The sequence below is a fragment of the Shewanella sp. SP1S2-4 genome (assembly GCF_031932075.1).
Lineage (GTDB): Bacteria > Pseudomonadota > Gammaproteobacteria > Enterobacterales > Shewanellaceae > Shewanella > Shewanella baltica.
Genome location: NZ_JAUOET010000029.1, coordinates 35,365 through 53,807 on the forward strand (window position 1 = coordinate 35,365; position 18,443 = coordinate 53,807).

Consider the following 18,443-nt stretch of genomic DNA (forward strand, 5'->3'; position numbering starts at 1 on the left):
CAAACGACAGGGACTGTGCAGTCATCCTCTCCTCTGTCCTTTTGCCTGAGCGTTTCGCATCGCAGGTTATACAATAACACCACGACACTTTCGCCTTCGGCGCCACCTGATTGCACAATGAGTGCAACTGGTAGTCTCTCCAGAGGCTCGTCCAGTAACAGTCCACGCCTATCGGCACCTGAAAGAGTGCTTTGTTTTTATAAGAAGACTCGCTTCTGTAAAACCAAAGTTGCCTCGTCGGTGTGGGGTCAATTCCCCACTCTCCTGCTACCTTCATCCGAACGGATTGCTAGATTGAGATTTACTCCCAAGCTAACAGGACGCACAGAATGCAACAAATGCGACGTCAGCTCAAGCCGTTTGCTCACAGTTCGCAGAGGATTTAATCCAGTTGACTATTTTTACACCAAATGACAGTTTATGTTTTGTTACTCCGTGGATGATCCTATTACAAGAAAAATCAGTATCTATCTGAATAGAAAATGCTTTATCTTGAACATAGAATGGCAATGCCAAATTGCGGCCACTAAGTAAGTTGCAGCCGCAATTTGAAACACTGCTTACCACACCCGCCGCCAATGGATATAAAGGAGTTGCTCAATGGCCGACGTCGCTAAGCTTAACCAAGTCACCAAAGGCTTTCGCGATGGTGAGCAATATCATCAAGTACTGCAAGCGGTTAATCTACAGATCCACAGAGGTGAAACCGTCGCTCTCACAGGCCCCAGCGGCAGCGGTAAGAGCACCTTGCTCAATCTAATTGCCGGCTTTGAAACGCCAGACTCGGGCGAAATATTACTAGAACAAACATCCACTTCAGATTGGCAAGATAAAGAGTGGAGCCGTTTCAGACGTAATTCCTTAGGTGTCGTGTTTCAGCAATTTAACTTACTCACGCCACTCAACGTGAAAGACAATATCGCCTTCTCCTTAAGTTTAACCGCGCAGCCATGGTCGCCTTGGTGTGACTATCTGGTTGAAAAACTTGGGCTCTTGCCATTACTTCACCGGCAAGTTGAAGCCCTGTCAGGCGGTCAACAACAGCGTGTCGCCATCGCCCGCGCCTTAGCCCATAAACCGACCTTGCTACTAGCCGACGAACCTACGGGTAACTTAGATGATGTATCGGGTAAGCAAGTCATGGCATTACTGTGTGAACTGGCACGGGAAAGCCAAACCAGCATATTAATGGTCACCCACAGCGAAGAGTGCGCCGCCTTCATGCAAAAACGTTGGCACTTATCCCAAGGTGCAGTCGCTATTTATGAACAATAAACAGCTCACTAAGGCGACTCCCACAGCGCTTAAGCAAACTTGGCTAAAGTCAACTTGGCTTAGGCTGACGTGGCTCAGCCTAAAAGTGTTTATCGCCCATTATCGCCATGCGCCTATACAAGCAGGTGCCATTCTGCTCGGTATCGCCTTAGCTGTCACTCTGCTGATTGGGGTTAAAGCAACCAACGACAATGCCGTGCGCAGCTATAGCGAGGCGACTGAGTTACTGAGTCAACGCGCCGATGTGCTACTCACTCCGCCCCTAGGACAAAACACTTTAGATGAATCCGTCTATTTCGCCTTGAGACGAGCCGGATTAAGTCAGAGTCTCGCCGTCGTAAGTGGCAAAATCTCCGGTAAAAACGGTCAGTTCTGGCAACTGGAAGGCAGCGATTTAGTCGCCGCATTGACACTACAAAAATCGAAACGTAACACCTCGACTGAAACGCAGTCAACAACCTCGCCGCAGATGAATGACTTACCGCTTGCCGATCTGCTCAACGGCGCCCCCACAGTAATAATGAGCCGCAGCCTAGCCGCCAAAGTAGCGCCAGAGGGTAAACTTGTTTTAGAAAATAACACCTTAGATGTCATTGCAATTGATGACAGTTTTGGTCTAGGAAGCGCCATCTTGGCCGATATGTCCCTCGCCCAGCGATTACTAAACATGCAAGGCAGATTGAGCTATATCGCCATGTTCAGTGAACGAGAAAACCTACCTAAATTAAAATCCCAACTCGACGCTTTAGGGATTACGCCGCAAAAGGCCAGCTTTAGCCAACAGGATCAAGGCCAAGCGCTGATAGCGCTGACCCGCAGTTTTCACCTTAATCTTAATGCTATGAGCATGTTAGCCTTCGTTGTCGGCCTCTTTATCGCCTATAACGGTGTGCGTTACAGCCTAATGAAACGGCAAAAACTGTTAGTGCAATTATTGCAACAGGGAATCGAGCGCCGCGCCTTGATGACGGCACTGATGTTCGAATTAATTTTGTTAGTAGTCATAGGTTCAAGTCTGGGCTTTATCAGTGGTTTGCAACTCAGCCACTGGCTGCAACCTATGGTCGCCATGACCTTAGAGCAAATGTATGGCGCCCACTTGCTCCCCGGTATTTGGCAATGGACCTGGCTTTTTGAGGCAATTGCCCTCACCTTAATTGCCGCGCTCGCCGCTTGCTTGCCCTTGTATTTAGATCTTACGCGCCAAGCACTTGCACAAGGGGCGAATCGTTATCAGCAAATGCAGGCACACCGCAAAACCCATAGCATTCAATTTGCCTTAGCCTGTGGCTTATTGACCTTAGCGGCGTTGCTGTTTCCCTTCAGCCAAAGCTATAACATCAGCTTAGTGTTACTCGGTATCGTCGCTATCGCTATTCCCTTATTGTTGCCGCAATTATTGCATTGGGGCGTCAGTGCGTTAATGCCCTTGGCACGTCCTGGATTATGGCAATATCTGCTCGCCGAAACCCGTGAGCTTATCGCACCGCTGTCCCTTGCTATGATGGCGATCTTACTGGCGCTCAGTGCCAATGTGTCAATGAACACCCTCGTGGGAAGCTTCGAGCAAACCCTGCGAACTTGGCTAGAAACCCGCTTGCATGCCGATCTCTACATCCGTCCACCGAGCCAGCGCATCGACACGATTCAAACCCAACTGATGCACGATCCAAGAGTCAGCGGTCTTTATCAGCAATGGCAAATTGAAGCCCAGCTTTCACTCCCTGTATCGACGGATAATTCGAGCGCACAAACAATTCCAATAAGCCTACTTAGCCGTGATGAATATTCGATTCGCCACACCAGCGCCCTGAAAGAAAGCCTACCGACTCTGTGGCAATCCTACTTTAATGCCCCCGTGATCTTAGTGAGCGAGCCCTTAGCCATCAAATACCAATTGCAGCTTGGCGATAGCGTGTCATTGGATGCGCTTAAGAAAACCGGTAACAGCCAAGCCATTATCGGCGGCATTTATTATGACCACGGTAATACCCGCAACGAGGTGATTATCAGCCAGCCATTATGGCAAAAGGCACAATTACCTGTACTGCCAATCAGTTTGGCGGCGAATTTTTACGGTAAAGAGCGAGGCAGCAAGATCAGTGAAACGGAACTCGATGAACTGCAAATCCAACTGGCTGCCGAGTTAGGCTTATCGCAAGCGCAAATCTACAGTCAAACTAAGATTAAAACCCAAGCTATCGCCATGTTTAAGCGGACTTTTTCGATTACCTTAGTGCTGAATAGTTTGACGCTGATTGTCGCCGCGATTGGCCTTTTTAGTGCCTGTTTAATGTTAACTCAGGCACGGCAAGCGCCACTGGCACGACTGTATTCCCTAGGCGTGAGTCGTAATGCGCTGCGCGGTATGGTGTTTATGCAGATGCTGATTGTGGTGCTGATCACTTGCCTGCTCGCTATGCCAACGGGTGCACTGCTAGGTTACCTGCTTATCAACAAGATCACCTTGCAAGCCTTTGGCTGGACGATAAAAATGATTTGGGATTGGCAAGCCTATGGCAAAGCAATACTGATTGCCTTAGCCACCTGCACCTTAGCCGTGCTCTTGCCGCTGTATTGGCAAACCCGCAAACCACTGGTCGCCAGTCTGCAGCAGGAGACCCTATGATGAAAACACTCAGTATTGTATGGGCAGTGGTTGGGTTAATGCTGATCGGCGGCTGCGATAAAATGCCATCTCCCCAAAATACTCAGTCAAAATCGATGGCCAATGTGGTAGGACAAACCTCGACTAATCAAGATGATTTGGCCTTTATCCCTGTCGTTCCCGGCTATAGATTTGAATTTCCGCGAGATCACTTGGCGCACAATAACTTTCGCCAGGAATGGTGGTATCTGACAGCCAATTTAACTACAGAAACAGGTGAGCAACTCGGTGCCCAGTGGACGCAGTTTAGAGTCGCCCTTAAACCCCCTGCTCCACAAAAAACAACTCTGCAAACAACAGTTCCGCAAGTAACAGATGCAATGCCCAAAAGTGAATCCACTTGGGCGACTCAGCAGCTTTATTTAGCCCATAGCGCATTAACCTCGAGTAATGCTCACCTCGCCCACGAAAAGTGGTCACGCCGTCATAGCGAGTTTGCCGAAGTAAAATTAGATCCCTATCAAATCCGCCTCGACAACTGGCATTGGCAGAGCGAAACCAATGCACTATTTCCCGCCACCTTAACGGTAGAGAATCCTGATTTTAGCTACCGACTTAAGCTTAACAGCCAAGCGCCACTGCAATACCAAGGCGCTAACGGCTATAGCCTTAAAAGTCGCGATGGCCAAGTGGCCTCCTACTATTACAGCCAACCTTTTATTGAGATCTCAGGTGAAATAAACCGCAATGGCAAAGTGGAGCAAGTCACAGGCCAAGGCTGGCTTGACAGGGAATGGAGCTCGCAATTTCTCACTAAAACGCAACAGGGTTGGGATTGGTTCGCACTCAGGTTAAACGATAGCTCGACGCTGATGTTGTTTCAGTTACGGGATCAGTCGCCAGCAGAGTCCGCAAAAAATGCGCCTATCTCGGCATTTTATAGCGCCAGAAGAATGTTCGCTGATGGCACGGGGCGTAATATCAATGCCACCGACAATCCTAATGACATACAGATGACGCCACTGAAATGGCAACACACTGTCAATGGCGACTATCCCGTCAGCTGGCAAGTTAAAATCCCCAGCGAGAATATCAATCTCACTATCACCCCGCTCAATCCTAATAGCGCCATGCCATTATCGACGCCCTACTGGGAAGGACCAGTGCAACTCTCTGGCAGCCATACTGGTACAGGTTATATGGAACTGACGGGCTATTGAGCCCAAACATAGTTCTTATAACCAGAAATGCTAAGTCAGCGCGAAGTAACATAACAAGATAGTTATTCAGAGAATGATCTTAAGCTGCTGTTGTATAAAGACATCGCGACACGCAATACGTGACCAAGCCCACAATAACACCCTATTTGCGATCGAGTTCAAGACTAATAATCAACCAATTGTTGCATTTTAATGTCAACCCAAATACATTATCATAAATTGAAATGACAACGTTGTCATAACGTACAGATAACAGTTTAACTCTCACGTTAATGAGTAACTGCAATACGCATCAACCAGCACAAATGGAGTTGTGAATGAGTTCTATCATCCGCATAGAGAAAGGTTTTACCTTAATTGAACTCATGATCGTCGTAGCCATCATCGGCATTCTCGCCGCTATCGCTATCCCTTCTTTTTCCGAATACCTAAAGCAAGGTCGTCGTTTCGATGCCCAGCAATATTTGATGACGAGCGTGCAAGCATTAGAACGCAATTATTCCCGTCAAGGTAAGTATCCTACTGCGCAAACCTTAACCAACAGTCCTTACTACACTTTTAGCTACACACCGGCGGACGACAAGTTAAGTTTCTCCCTCTCGGCAGTCCCAACCAGCCGCCAATCGGATAGCTGTGGCACCTTAAGCATTAATCAGAAAGGCGTGCGAACTCCCGCTGCCAATTGTTGGACGAATTAAATGTCAAACCCATGGAATCATGGATTTACCTTAGTTGAGCTTATGGTTACCGTCGCGATTATCGGTATTTTAGGCAGCTTAGCACTCCCTTCGTACCGCGATGTTATGGCACGTGAACAGCTAACAGCCGCTGCGAATGAATTGGTCTCTAGCTATAAATTTGCCCGCAGCGAAGCGATAAAACGCAGCACTTCAATTACCCTCACGGCAACAGAAGCGGGACTTTGGGTCATTAAAGATAGCGACGATAACGAATTGAAGGTTTTTACGCCCCCGACGCATGGAATTGATGTAACAGGACTGACTAGCATCAGCATCAGTGCCACAGGCAACACAGCCAAAACCAGTATTTCATTGGCGAACAGTCAAGGTGAAAACATGAATTTATGCATTTTACCGAGCGGCCAAAGTCAACTTCAAAGTGAGGATTGTGCATGAAAGCCTTCAATCACATAGGTAAAAAGCACCTTGGCTTTACCATGACAGAAGTTTTAGTTTCACTCGTGGTATCAGTCACTTCATTGCTTGCACTGGCAAAAGCGCAGCTATCATCGCTACAACATGCCAGCAATAGCTTTCAATACACAGTTGCCACAGTGCAAGCGCAAAATGTCATTGAGCAGATTTGGCCAAGATTATGCGAAGTGCAAAAGCAACCCGCCCGCTTCGAAGATATCAATTTTAGAGCCAGTTTAAGCCAAGATTTCCCCGCAGGCTTTAACTTAGTATTACCCGCCACTTATCAAGACAACATGGCAATTACTGTGACTTGGCAAGATGGTCGAGTCGATACCGATAATAGCGTCAGTCTTAACGCCAGTTTCCCCCATCTGTGTAAGGCCTAACTGTGATTTCAGCTCATCACACTCAATGGAGACACATTAAACCCGCCTTAAGACAAACGGGGTTTAGCTTATCCGAACTGATGATTGCTATGGTATTAGGGCTAATCATCATGATCGCAGTGATCAATTTCTTTGCGCCACTTAAGACTACTGTTGAGGAAAGTAAACGTCTAGAAAATGCCGCTGACGCCTTAAGGTACGCCACGCTAACGCTCAGTAAAAGCATCAAACAGGCGGATAATGTCGCCCTTGTATCGGCTAACGAACTCGTCCTAAGCACGCGTGCCTCCGCAAACCAACCGAGTATTAGCTGTTTAGGCCAAAGTAAAACCGCTGATTACACCGAAACCTTTAGCTTTTTAGCACCTAACTTATCCTGCGACGATGGTGATGGCGCACAAACGCTTCTCACTGGGCTAGAAGCGGCTCACTTCTCTCAAACTGGTGAACTCGTCAGTATTAATTTGAAACCCTTAGCTTTACCGACCCAATATGATCAGGGTATTAGCTTACAGATCGCACTGCGTAAACCTCTTTGGCAACAAGCCATTAATTCACAACAAGTGCCATAGGCACGAGGAAGCACAGACATGCACACGGAACGTTCATTTGCTCACGCTTCGCCACTTCGCGGCAGTATTAATAAGCAAAAGGGTGCTGTGTTACTTATCGTCTTAGTCTTCAGTATATTAGCCAGTTTATTGGTCGTGACATCACTGCGAGATAACTTAGTACAAGAGCGGCTGAGCGGGAACTTCCAGAAGCAAGTCAATGCGCAACTCACCGCCGAACAAGGCATGTATGAAAGCTATAACACCCTCAAAGCAACTTTAATTAAAGCACCTCAAAGCACGGCGGTCTCCTTACATGACAGTCTGCCAAAGAGTGCCTCAGGCAGTATCGACAGCAGCGCCTATACATTGACAAAAACCGTGACCCCGAGCGCCGAACTCAGCGTCAACAGCACTGGGCAACACTTAGAAGGTCAGGCCAAACTCAATGCACTCTTCGCCCTAAAAGGCGCAAAGGGCAATAACATTTTTAACGATGCCATCGTTTCCTGCGAGAGCCTCAATCTGACTGGTAGTAGCACAATCGATGGTTATGACTCACGAAAAGGTGCCTACGGCGATAGCTTCAATAATGATCAAGGCAACAGCCAACTCAATAAGCACGGCAAAGGCAATGTGACGACGGTTGAACCGAATGCCGATGTAACCTTGTCGGGCAATTCGCCGATTTACGGCGATGTCAGTGCAACGGGAAATGTCACATTAACCGGCTCATCTTCCCTAATGGGCAATATTCAAAGCAATAAAGATGTCATCGTAGACACAGGTACGGTCGGTGGGAATATCGCTGCGGGTCATAATTTCGAGCTAAAAAACAGTGGCTCTGTTGAAGGCTCAGTGCAAGCCAATAACAACGCATCAACGGCCCCTGGTGCCAAAGTGAATGGGACACTTCAATATGGTGGTGATGGCAACTTCCATCAAAATAGCAGCATTGGCCAAGCAGTGAAACAAGCGCCTAATGTCCCTCCCGTTCCCACTAAGTCCTGCGATCCCTTAGATATTGGCGCCGTGATGGGAGGGTTTAAAATGCCCAACAATGGCGCGAGAACAATAGCATCAACCCAAAATGTCACCATTTCGCCAACGGGCTCGACAGCGAGTTCAGGTAACAGTAATGCGTTTCCTGCCCTGTCCTCAAGCTCAGAAAACATCTTCGGTTCTGAAACCCCAGTATTTAACCTCGACAGTTTAGTCATGAGTAGCGATGGTGTATTAAACATCAGTGGTGGAGATGTAACGCTGATCATCAATGGTGATTTTAAAATGAGTGGCGCAAACCAACTTAATATCGCCCCAGGTTCAAGTTTAACGTTATTTGTGAATGGTGAAATTTCCTTTACGGCAGGCACCAATAACGGCAATAGCATTAAAAGCCAAACCTTAACCAGCAGCAATAAACCGCCGTTAGCGATTTATTCGGGTTCAAATAAAGATGTAACTGTCAGTGGAAGCGTGCCGATATATGCCGCGCTTTACGCGCCTAAATCCAAAGTCAATCTGCCCGGTGGGCCCGAAATCTTCGGCTCGGTAAGAGGCAAATCCATTACCGCTACGGGCGATGGCAAAATCCATTATGACAATGCTTTAGGCGAAGCCGATTTAGGCAGTGACAATGCCATTCCCCCCGCGATAGTACTTAAAGGTTGGCAATATTTATAATCTTGAATTATTGGCCGTATCCCATATACGGCCAAGTACAACACACCTCATCCACAATAAACACACCGCTTAAATTTCAAACTGAGAGTTAGATCACTCGCAAAACTTTGATCCGGATCGACTATCGCTTTCAATACCTCTTGTGAGGTATACCCACATTTTTTATCAGGTCTAGACTCGCCTGTATCAGCACTCGTTTGCTCTGCTTTTCCAAATCAAGTAACCGAGTTTACGCCACTACAGGTCACCCCAATGAGTCAGGAATACCACGTCACTAGCCTTGTGGTGCATGCCGATCCTAAAGCCTTACAACAGGTTGAAGCCAATATTTGCGCATTAATGGGCGCTGATATTCATGCGGTTACGCCAGAAGGGAAATTGGTTGTCACCCTCGAAGGGAGTAGCCAAAGAGCAATTCTCGACAATGTTGAAGCCATCAATGCCCTGTCCGGCGTGTTATCCGCCAGTTTGATTTACCACCAAGTCGCACCTTTAGAACAAGAAAATGAGGAAAGATTATGAGCATAAGCCGCCGCGAGTTTCTCAAGGCCAACGCAGCGGTTGCCGCCGCAACAGCCGTTGGTGTCACGCTTCCGATTAAGATGGTGGAAGCCGCCGAACAGCCAGACAATATCAAATGGGATAAAGCCCCATGCCGCTTCTGCGGTGTGGGTTGTAGCGTATTAGTGGGCACCCAAGCGGGCAAAGTAGTCGCCACTAAGGGCGATCCTGAGAGTCCAGTCAACCGTGGCCTTAACTGTATTAAAGGTTATTTCCTATCAAAAATCATGTATGGCAAAGACAGATTAACCACGCCATTGCTGCGGATGAAAGACGGCAAGTACCACAAAGAAGGTGAGTTTACACCAGTCAGTTGGGATGTGGCCTTCGATACTATGGCCGCGAAATGGAAACACAGTCTAGCCACCAAAGGTCCGACGTCAGTGGGTATGTTTGGCTCCGGCCAATGGACTATTTGGGAAGGTTATGCCGCCTCTAAACTTCATAAAGCTGGTTTCCTTACCAACAACATAGATCCTAATGCACGCCACTGCATGGCCTCTGCCGTGGGCGGCTTTATGCGCACCTTCGGTATTGATGAGCCCATGGGTTGTTATGACGATTTAGAAGCCGCCGATCAGTTTGTGCTTTGGGGCGCGAACATGGCCGAGATGCACCCAATTCTATGGGCACGTTTATCCGATAGACGTTTAAGCAGTCCAACTTGTCGCGTGCATGTGCTGTCGACCTTTGAAAATCGCAGCTTCGATTTAGCCGATAATCCTATGGTGTTCCGCCCGCAATCGGACTTAGTGATCCTCAACTTTATTGCCAATTACATTATTGAAAATAAAGCGGTTAATACCGACTTTGTCACTAAACATACTAAGTTTGCCTTAGGCGTTGACGATATCGGCTATGGCCTGCGTCCAGATCATCCATTAGAGAAAAAAGCTAAAAATCCAGGCAATGGTAAATCGACACCGATTAGCTTTGATGAGTACGCCAAGTTTGTCAGCACCTATACGCTGGAATACGCAGCTAAGATGAGTGGTGTTGAGCCCGAAAAGTTAGAAACCTTAGCCAAAGCCTATGCCGATCCTAAGGTTAAAGTCATGAGTCTGTGGACCATGGGCATTAACCAACACGTTCGCGGCGTGTGGGCGAACAACATGCTCTACAACATCCATTTGCTCACGGGCAAAATTGCCACACCGGGTAACAGTCCATTCTCGTTAACGGGTCAACCATCGGCTTGCGGGACTGCACGTGAAGTCGGCACTTTCGCCCATCGTTTACCCGCCGATATGGAAGTGACGAACGACAAACACCGCGCCATTACCGAAAAACTATGGCAAGTACCTGCTGGGACGATTCCCGCCAAACCTGGCTACCATGCCGTACTGCAAAGCCGGATGCTCAAAGATGGCAAACTCAACTGCTACTGGACCATGTGCACCAACAACATGCAGGCGGGCCCTAACATCAACGATGAAATCTATCCTGGTTTCCGTAATCCAGAAAACTTTATCGTGGTTTCAGATCCCTATCCAACTATCACAGCCATGGCGGCGGACTTAATTTTGCCAACGGCAATGTGGGTCGAGAAAGAAGGCGCTTACGGCAATGCCGAGCGCCGTACTCACCTATGGCATCAGCAAGTAAAAGCGCCAGAAGGGGCTAAGTCTGATCTCTGGCAACTCGTCGAGTTTTCAAAACGCTTTAAAGTGTCTGAAGTCTGGCCAGTTGAGTTAATCGCTAAGCAACCAGAATATGCGGATAAAACCTTGTATGAAGTGCTATTCGCTAACGGTGTGATCGACAAATTCCCAACTTCCGATTGCAAAGCAGCGCTCAACGATGAGAGCGAACACTTTGGTTTCTATCTACAAAAAGGCATTTTTGAAGAATACGCCACTTTCGGTCGTGGTCACGGCCATGATCTAGCCGACTTTGACCGTTACCACGAAACCCGTGGCCTGCGCTGGCCAGTCGTTGATGGCAAAGAAACCCTGCGCCGTTTCGTTGAGGGAAGCGATCCTTATGTCAAAGCCGGTGAAGGCTTTAAATTCTATGGCAAACCCGATGGTAAAGCGGTGATTTTCGCCCTACCTTACGAGCCCGCCGCCGAAGAGCCGAATGCAGAATACGATCTGTGGATGTCGACTGGTCGCGTATTAGAGCACTGGCACACAGGCTCGATGACAGCACGCGTACCCGAGCTTTACCGCGCTTTTCCCGATGCGCAGATTTTTATGCATCCAGAGGATGCCAAAGCCCGCGGTGTACAACGCGGCGATGAGGTCATAGTAGCCTCACCGCGCGGTGAAGTGAAAACCCGAGTTGAAACTAAAGGCCGTAACAAACCGCCACGCGGCGTGGTATTTATGCCCTTCTTCGATGCGCGCCAGTTAGTCAATAAACTGATTTTGGATGCGACCGATCCCCTATCAAAAGAAACTGACTTTAAAAAGTGCCCAGTCAAAGTCACCAAGGCGGAGAATAACCAATGAAAAAAATACTCACCTTAACTGCATTACTTATCGGCATCGCGGGCTGTTCCGGTCAGCAAGCCGACACTAATGCAGCGCCGGTTAACATTCAATCCCTCGCGGGAAACATGGCGATCACCGACATTCGCCCAGCCGATGCCATGGCAACTTATCCCAGCCGCGGCACCGCCATTGAGCGCAGTTTTAGCGAGCAACCCCCGCTCATCCCACATAAGGACGATTACAAGATCACCTTAGATAAAAATGGCTGTCTAAGCTGCCATAGTTGGGACAAAGCAAAACGCATGAAAGCCACGCCTGTTGCTAAGTCCCATGTGATTGATGATAAAGGCACAGTGAACGGGCATAACTATTTCTGTACTCAATGCCACGTCGCTCAAGCCGAAAACAAACAACCACTCGTGGAGAATCAGTTCTCAGACAAGTAAATCACCTTCCCCTGCAAAGCAAAGCCACCCGAATTTATAAGGGTGGCTTTTTGCTATTTAAGCATCCCATCGTAATGAGTTGGCTTACTGTCGGTGATGAGTATTCAAGTAAATATAAGACTAAACGTCTATCGCTGGCTCAGCGTCCGTTGCTGAACAGTACTTTCACCGAGGAAGGATTGAGCAGAAGTTAAAAAGGCAAAGTGAGAATACAGGGAAATAAAGATAAGAGCAGAACCTAAAACGCAGAAAAGTAAAAACCCAGCCTAGGCTGGGTTTACTTGTTGTTTTGCTTTATGCAAATCACCCGCTGGAGCCGTTTTAGTGACTTGCGCCGCTTTAGCGTTTTGCACCTCTTTTGCCACAGGCATAGCCGCCTGCCACAAAGCCCCTACCCACAGACTTGAACTTGATTTCATCGGTATTCCCCTGTTTTGTTAACAAGGTCAAAGTAATATTTAAGCCATCATTAGTAAAATGAATAAATTCCATAATATGGATTCCATTTAGGCATGAACATCCCAATCAAGACCTTACAATGTTTTCTGACCCTAGTGGAAACCGAAAACTTTACCCGCGCCGCACAGAAATGTTTTATCACTCAGCCGACACTGAGCAAAATCATCCAAAGACTCGAAGAAAGCCTAGGGGAAACCTTGCTGATCCGAAATAACCAAAAGGTTGAGCTAACTCAGGCAGGGCAGCTATTTGAGCACAGTGCGCGGGAAATCCTCGGTCAATGGCATAGATTGCAGGAGGACATGAGTAACCTCAGCGGTCTCAAGTCGGGGCGATTACGGCTAGGGGTGTGTCCCATGATGAGCAGCCTAATTATAGGTTTGCTCACTAGCTATCGTAAGCGCTACCCAGGAGTTGAGCTACACATGTATGAGTACGGCGGATTTGGCTGCGAGCAAGCCCTACTCAATAACAGTCTCGATATCGCCTTTACTGCGCTCCCCACGACCCATGAGACCGAACTCGTCAATCAACCCCTGACTAAGTACCCTTTACTCGCATGCCTGCCAGAGGGGCATCCCTTAGCCGAGAAAGACCACTTAAACTGGCAGGACTTCCAACCCTATCCTTTTATCCTCTATAACGAAGACTTCTCCCTCGCTAAGTTGATCAATCGGCTCAGCCGCAAAGCAGGTGTTCAGCTCAATATTGCCTTTCGCAGCGGTCAGTGGGATTTCCTAGCCGCCATGGTCGAAGCCGATATGGGCGTCGCCATTTTACCTGAGCCGATTTGCAATAGATTAAGCACCAGCAAACTAGTCTTTAAACCTATGCAACCCGCAATGACATGGGATCTGGCGCTCATTTGGCGTCAAAGTTTACCTTTAACACCGGCGGCCAAGGCCTTGCTTGAATTGAGTAAACAAAAAACTGAGCGCTGAAATACTGAGAAGATAAAGCGAGAAATGACATTCTGTAAAACAAAAGGATACGGACTTTAAACAAAGAGATACGAAGCTTCGTCAACCGAAGCGAGTGATGACAGTTGGATCTCACCCATAAAAAAACCGCTGTGAGCCTAGGGGCCGACAGCGGTTTTTATTAGCTAACTAAATATTAGCCAAGATAAGTTAAGAATTACTTCTTAGCTTCAGCAGCTTTACGTTCTTTAACTTGAGCAACAACTTTCTCAGCTACGCTAGCTGGACATTGGCTGTAGTGTGAGAACTCCATAGAGAACTGACCACGACCAGAAGTCATTGTACGTAAAGTACCGATATAACCGAACATTTCTGATAACGGTACGTCAGCTTTAACGCGAACACCTGTTACACCAGCAACTTGGTCTTTGATCATGCCGCGACGACGGTTTAAGTCACCGATCACGTCACCCACGTTGTCATCTGGGCTGAACACGTCAACTTTCATGATTGGCTCAAGAAGTTGTGGTTTAGCTTTAGCGATAGACTGACGGAAAGCGCCTTTAGCAGCGATTTCGAACGCGATTGCTGATGAGTCAACTGCGTGGAAAGCACCGTCAGTTAATTCGAACTCAACGTCTAACACTGGGAAGCCAGCGATAGTACCTGTGTTCATCATGCTCGCGAAACCTTTCTCAACTGCTGGCCAGAATTCCTTCGGAACGCTACCACCAACTACTGAAGATTTGAACACGAAACCAGTGTTTGCTTCACCTGGGCGGATGATATATTCGATCTTACCGAATTGACCAGAACCACCAGATTGTTTCTTGTGAGTGTATTGATCTTCAACCATTTGAGTAATGGTTTCACGGTAAGCAACTTGTGGCTCACCTACGATCAATTCAACGCCATAAGTACGCTTCAGAATGTCTACTTTGATATCTAAGTGAAGTTCGCCCATACCTTTAAGGATGGTTTCACCTGAATCTTCGTCAGTTTCTACGCGGAATGATGGATCTTCAGCGATCATCTTACCGATAGCGATACCCATTTTCTCAGATCCGCCTTTATCTTTTGGCGCAACTGCGATAGAGATTACTGGCTCTGGGAACACCATGGCTTCAAGAGTACATGGGTGTTTCACGTCACATAAAGTGTGACCAGTTTGAACGTTTTTCATACCCACGATAGCGATAATATCGCCAGCTTGAGCAGATTCAATTTCAATACGGTCATCAGCGTACATTTCACACATACGGCCGATACGCTCAGTTTTACCTGTAGCGCTGTTCAGGATGGTGTCACCCTTCTTCAGTTGACCAGAGTAGATACGTACGAAAGTCAGGGCGCCGAAACGGTCATCCATGATTTTGAACGCTAATGCTTTTAACGGTAAATCAGCAGAAACGATAGCGAATTCGCCAGTTTCGTTGCCTTCTTCGTCAGTTAATGGTTGTGGATCAACTTCATCTGGTGATGGTAAGTAGTCAACAACAGCATCAAGAACCAGTTGCATACCTTTGTTCTTGAATGCAGAACCACAGTATGTTGGGAAGAATGCCATAGTACGAGTACCCGCACGGATACAACGCTTGATGTCTTCCATAGATGGCTCTTCACCTTCCATGTAAGCTTCCATCACAGCATCGTCTTGCTCAACGGCTGTTTCGATCAGCATTTCACGGTATTCTTCAACAAGATCAACCATGTCAGCAGGAACGTCTTGAACTTCGAAGTTCTCTGGTAAACCTGAATCATCCCATACATAAGCTTTACGAGTTAACAGGTCAACAACACCTGTGAATTCGTCTTCAACACCGATTGGTAAAACCATAACCAGTGGATTAGCAGCTAATACGTCTTTAGTTTGCTTAACAACACGTAAGAAGTCAGCACCCATACGGTCTAACTTGTTTACGAAGATAATACGCGCAACTTCAGATTCGTTCGCATAGCGCCAGTTAGTTTCTGATTGAGGCTCAACACCGCCTGAACCACAGAATACACCGATACCGCCATCAAGCACTTTCAGAGAACGATAAACTTCAACTGTGAAGTCAACGTGTCCTGGGGTGTCGATAACGTTGAAACGGTGATCTTTCCAGAAGCAACTAACTGCAGCAGACTGAATAGTAATACCGCGCTCAGCTTCCTGTACCATGAAGTCAGTGGTAGATTCACCATCGTGAACTTCACCGATTTTATGGATTTTACCGGTTAGCTTAAGGATACGCTCGGTGGTCGTGGTTTTACCCGCGTCAACGTGAGCGAAGATACCAATGTTTCTGTATTTGGATAATTCGGTCATGATTCAACTTTAATGAGTAGTTTAAGAAGTAGACGGAGTATGCGACAAACACCGACACACCGCACATCAGATTATTTTAGGCGCATATTGTAAATTGGAACCCTTCTCGGCGCAAATGGCTAGACTACTTTTTCACGATAAAGTCGCGTAATAATTTAATAAAATGGCCATAAACACGAACTAAAACAACTTAGTAAAACTCTTTAGCTTATTTTTCAGTCAATCAATAAAAAACGTTAAAAAAACTACATTCTAATGGGATAAGGTCATTTCTAATGAATTTCTATCATATTGTTAGGTACAAACCACTAACATTAACCCATGAGCATTACGGCTGGTGCAATAATGCTAATCCTTCCTCTAAAATAAAGATGGCTTAGTAAACTCATCTCAGTAGCAACCATTTACTTAAATAACAGTAAATCATACTTGCGCAAATGTTTACCTGTCGGTGCACATTTGATTACGCCCTTGTGCTTTAGCACGATAAAGCGCGCGGTCGGCACGTTCAAAGCACAACATCATAGGTTCGTTATCGGCAAGCTTAGCGACGCCAAAACTGCAAGTTAACTGCACATTGTCAGTAAATTGATAATGTTTGATCCTCTCAGCTATCCGCACACACAAGCTTTCAACTAAGGGTAAGGATGACTGCTGGCAGAGGATCACAAACTCTTCGCCGCCCCAACGGGCAACCACATCAGATTCACGCACGCAGTGCTGTAGTACCTGCGACACTTGCTCAAGGATCCGATCCCCGACGTTATGCCCTAGCGTGTCATTAATCTCTTTAAAGTAATCGATATCAATCATCACAAGGCACATGCCTGCCTTAGCAGATTTATCATGCTGCTCATTATTAATAAAAAGGCGATTAAAGTAATGTCGGTTATACAACTTGGTCAGGGGATCATGGGTAGATAAAAACTCGAGTTCGGCATTTGAAGCCTCAAGCTGCTGTCGTAAGGTTTCGAGCTGCTGATTCTTATCGGTGAGTCTACGGTTATACTGGCTGATAAAGTAAGTTCTTGCCCCCAACATTAGCAATAACAAACACGTCGCGCAGATAACTTGATAAACAAGCGAATAGTTAGTCTCATCTATGACAGTCACATTATTCCACTTCTGATAAATCAAGATCCGCTCCTGCTCACTCACAGCATTTAAGGCCTTATTTATCACAGGTAACAAGGACTCTTGACCATAGGCAACCCCCATCCGCAACTCATCTTCTGGTCCGCCCCAACCGGCTATTTTCAAATGATTAAATCCCGTTTGTTGGATGTAGGAGTTAACCGAAAACATCGATCCCACAAACAGATCGGCACGTTTATCCAGCACCGACTGCAATCCTGCGGGCTCACTGGCCACGGTAAGCGTCTCAATTTGAGGATAATAATGCTGAATATATTCGGCTAAACGGTAACCTTTAGGCACGGCTAAAGTACGTGCGCCAATATTCTCAAATCCTTGTAGAAAAGGCTGCTCTTTAAGTGACACCAATACATTAGGAGAGCGAAAATAAACATCACTGAAGTGCAGATAAGTCTCTCGTATCAGGGTTTTATTCAGCATAGGAGTTAAATCACACTGTCCGCTTTGCAAAAAAGATAAGGTCTCGGTCCAAGAGGAAGTCGGCACCAGCTGAAACTTAAGGGAGGAATGCGATTCGATATAATCAATATAGTCTGACGAAATACCCAGATGTTTACCCTCTCGGATTCCTTCATAGGGTAACCAGTCAGGATCAACGCAATAACGGACTGTCTGAATCGTGCTAACGCTAGTGTCTTGGCCAGCAAGCTTGGCATTCGCCATCGCTAAACGGTCGGCATAAGCCAGTAATGGCATACACATCAATAGCGGCAATAACCTCAATAAGCCACGCAATTCCATTGATAATTTCAACCTAAAAGCAGATGCTCGATGGGGAATGTAAAAAAGTGTATACGTGAAAACCGCATAATACCAATTCCCATCACGATGAGTGCGAAGCAGTTACTTATCTATAGTCGGCTCAAAACACCAGAATATGTGCCTACGCGACACAATAATGGATGTGTAGACTGGTATAAAAGCCTCTTGAGTGAGGATGGCTAACATTGAAGTAAATAATGAATGAGGCAAAGTATCACTTATTTCTGATACTCAGATTAGAGCTTTCAGATTTAGCGAGCCTAACAGGCCACGATTAATTGCTAATGATATCGACGACTTATCTGTCTATAAAGATAAAGCAGACCCGTAATTATTTTGGCAAAAGTAAAATTTTCTAACATGCCAATACGAAAAAAGCCTCTACATTGCTGTAGAGGCTTTCGTCTTGATGTTGGCGGAGCGGACGGGACTCGAACCCGCGACCCCCGGCGTGACAGGCCGGTATTCTAACCAACTGAACTACCGCTCCTTTAACTTAACGTTTGCACATTAA

At 46.8% G+C, this 18,443-nt stretch carries 15 protein-coding genes, 1 tRNA gene and 1 riboswitch; of the genes, 12 read left to right on the top strand and 4 right to left on the bottom strand.

The window, feature by feature from the left end:
- Positions 1-23 precede the first annotated feature (23 nt).
- Positions 24-153, bottom strand: a riboswitch (glycine riboswitch).
- Between the two features lie 447 nt (positions 154-600).
- The 11 genes from Q4Q52_RS19120 to napB all read left to right on the top strand — a co-directional run bounded on the left by Q4Q52_RS19120 (position 601) and on the right by napB (position 12,322).
- Positions 601-1,275, top strand: coding sequence for an ABC transporter ATP-binding protein (locus Q4Q52_RS19120; protein WP_311988096.1), 675 nt, complete (start codon positions 601-603; stop codon positions 1,273-1,275).
- Complete coding sequence (locus Q4Q52_RS19125) at positions 1,265-3,904, top strand: ABC transporter permease (protein ID WP_311991368.1); 2,640 nt, start codon at positions 1,265-1,267, stop codon at positions 3,902-3,904. The genes Q4Q52_RS19120 and Q4Q52_RS19125 overlap by 11 nt, the downstream gene beginning before the upstream one ends.
- A complete protein-coding gene (locus Q4Q52_RS19130) occupies positions 3,901-5,103 on the top strand; it encodes a lipocalin-like domain-containing protein (RefSeq protein ID WP_311991369.1) in 1,203 nt (400 codons plus the stop codon). The genes Q4Q52_RS19125 and Q4Q52_RS19130 overlap by 4 nt, the downstream gene beginning before the upstream one ends.
- A 317-nt stretch (positions 5,104-5,420) precedes the next feature.
- The gene (locus Q4Q52_RS19135) at positions 5,421-5,801 is read left to right on the top strand and encodes a type IV pilin protein (RefSeq protein WP_310795546.1); all 381 of its coding nucleotides are present in this window, start codon (positions 5,421-5,423) and stop codon (positions 5,799-5,801) included.
- A complete protein-coding gene (locus tag Q4Q52_RS19140; protein WP_311991370.1) occupies positions 5,802-6,239 on the top strand; it encodes a GspH/FimT family pseudopilin in 438 nt (145 codons plus the stop codon).
- Positions 6,236-6,646 (top strand): prepilin-type cleavage/methylation domain-containing protein, encoded by a 411-nt coding sequence (locus Q4Q52_RS19145; RefSeq protein WP_263170184.1) that lies wholly within the window; start codon positions 6,236-6,238, stop codon positions 6,644-6,646. Before Q4Q52_RS19140 ends, Q4Q52_RS19145 begins: the two co-directional genes overlap by 4 nt.
- Positions 6,647-6,648: 2 nt before the next feature.
- A complete protein-coding gene (locus tag Q4Q52_RS19150; RefSeq protein WP_126491207.1) occupies positions 6,649-7,218 on the top strand; it encodes a PilW family protein in 570 nt (189 codons plus the stop codon).
- 18 nt (positions 7,219-7,236) lie between these two features.
- Positions 7,237-8,880, top strand: a complete 1,644-nt coding sequence (locus Q4Q52_RS19155; RefSeq protein WP_311991371.1) for a polymer-forming cytoskeletal protein — start codon at positions 7,237-7,239, stop codon at positions 8,878-8,880.
- A gap of 252 nt (positions 8,881-9,132) precedes the next feature.
- The gene (locus Q4Q52_RS19160) at positions 9,133-9,402 is read left to right on the top strand and encodes a chaperone NapD (protein WP_311991372.1); all 270 of its coding nucleotides are present in this window, start codon (positions 9,133-9,135) and stop codon (positions 9,400-9,402) included.
- Positions 9,399-11,894 (top strand): nitrate reductase catalytic subunit NapA, encoded by a 2,496-nt coding sequence (napA, locus tag Q4Q52_RS19165; protein WP_311991373.1) that lies wholly within the window; start codon positions 9,399-9,401, stop codon positions 11,892-11,894. The genes Q4Q52_RS19160 and napA overlap by 4 nt, the downstream gene beginning before the upstream one ends.
- Entirely contained in the window at positions 11,891-12,322 is a 432-nt protein-coding gene (gene napB / locus Q4Q52_RS19170; protein WP_300481255.1) for a nitrate reductase cytochrome c-type subunit NapB, read from the top strand. The genes napA and napB overlap by 4 nt, the downstream gene beginning before the upstream one ends.
- Positions 12,323-12,588: 266 nt before the next feature.
- On the opposite strand, the gene Q4Q52_RS19175 is transcribed toward napB, so the two are convergent.
- Entirely contained in the window at positions 12,589-12,741 is a 153-nt protein-coding gene (locus Q4Q52_RS19175; protein ID WP_006082989.1) for a hypothetical protein, read from the bottom strand.
- Positions 12,742-12,834: 93 nt separating this feature from the next.
- Between Q4Q52_RS19175 and Q4Q52_RS19180 the strand changes: the two genes are divergently transcribed.
- The gene (locus Q4Q52_RS19180; RefSeq protein ID WP_006086011.1) at positions 12,835-13,722 is read left to right on the top strand and encodes a LysR family transcriptional regulator; all 888 of its coding nucleotides are present in this window, start codon (positions 12,835-12,837) and stop codon (positions 13,720-13,722) included.
- A 196-nt stretch (positions 13,723-13,918) separates the two neighbouring features.
- On the opposite strand, the gene fusA is transcribed toward Q4Q52_RS19180, so the two are convergent.
- The 3 genes from fusA to Q4Q52_RS19195 form a co-directional block, all read right to left on the bottom strand.
- Entirely contained in the window at positions 13,919-16,012 is a 2,094-nt protein-coding gene (gene fusA, locus Q4Q52_RS19185; protein WP_311991374.1) for an elongation factor G, read from the bottom strand.
- A 441-nt stretch (positions 16,013-16,453) separates the two neighbouring features.
- Complete coding sequence (locus Q4Q52_RS19190; protein WP_311991375.1) at positions 16,454-17,908, bottom strand: diguanylate cyclase; 1,455 nt, start codon at positions 17,906-17,908, stop codon at positions 16,454-16,456.
- A 434-nt stretch (positions 17,909-18,342) separates the two neighbouring features.
- Positions 18,343-18,419 (bottom strand) — tRNA-Asp (locus Q4Q52_RS19195).
- Between the last annotated feature and the right edge of the window lie 24 nt (positions 18,420-18,443).

Coding starts and splice junctions, on each gene's coding strand:
- Q4Q52_RS19130 (WP_311991369.1), top strand. CDS start 3,901: ATGATGAAAACACTCAGTATTGTATGGGCAGTGGTTGGGTTAATGCTG.
- Q4Q52_RS19120 (WP_311988096.1), top strand. CDS start 601: ATGGCCGACGTCGCTAAGCTTAACCAAGTCACCAAAGGCTTTCGCGAT.
- Q4Q52_RS19180 (WP_006086011.1), top strand. CDS start 12,835: ATGAACATCCCAATCAAGACCTTACAATGTTTTCTGACCCTAGTGGAA.
- Q4Q52_RS19155 (WP_311991371.1), top strand. CDS start 7,237: ATGCACACGGAACGTTCATTTGCTCACGCTTCGCCACTTCGCGGCAGT.
- napA (WP_311991373.1), top strand. CDS start 9,399: ATGAGCATAAGCCGCCGCGAGTTTCTCAAGGCCAACGCAGCGGTTGCC.
- Q4Q52_RS19145 (WP_263170184.1), top strand. CDS start 6,236: ATGAAAGCCTTCAATCACATAGGTAAAAAGCACCTTGGCTTTACCATG.
- Q4Q52_RS19160 (WP_311991372.1), top strand. CDS start 9,133: ATGAGTCAGGAATACCACGTCACTAGCCTTGTGGTGCATGCCGATCCT.
- Q4Q52_RS19125 (WP_311991368.1), top strand. CDS start 1,265: ATGAACAATAAACAGCTCACTAAGGCGACTCCCACAGCGCTTAAGCAA.
- napB (WP_300481255.1), top strand. CDS start 11,891: ATGAAAAAAATACTCACCTTAACTGCATTACTTATCGGCATCGCGGGC.
- Q4Q52_RS19135 (WP_310795546.1), top strand. CDS start 5,421: ATGAGTTCTATCATCCGCATAGAGAAAGGTTTTACCTTAATTGAACTC.
- Q4Q52_RS19140 (WP_311991370.1), top strand. CDS start 5,802: ATGTCAAACCCATGGAATCATGGATTTACCTTAGTTGAGCTTATGGTT.
- Q4Q52_RS19190 (WP_311991375.1), bottom strand. CDS start 17,908: ATGGAATTGCGTGGCTTATTGAGGTTATTGCCGCTATTGATGTGTATG.
- fusA (WP_311991374.1), bottom strand. CDS start 16,012: ATGACCGAATTATCCAAATACAGAAACATTGGTATCTTCGCTCACGTT.
- Q4Q52_RS19175 (WP_006082989.1), bottom strand. CDS start 12,741: ATGAAATCAAGTTCAAGTCTGTGGGTAGGGGCTTTGTGGCAGGCGGCT.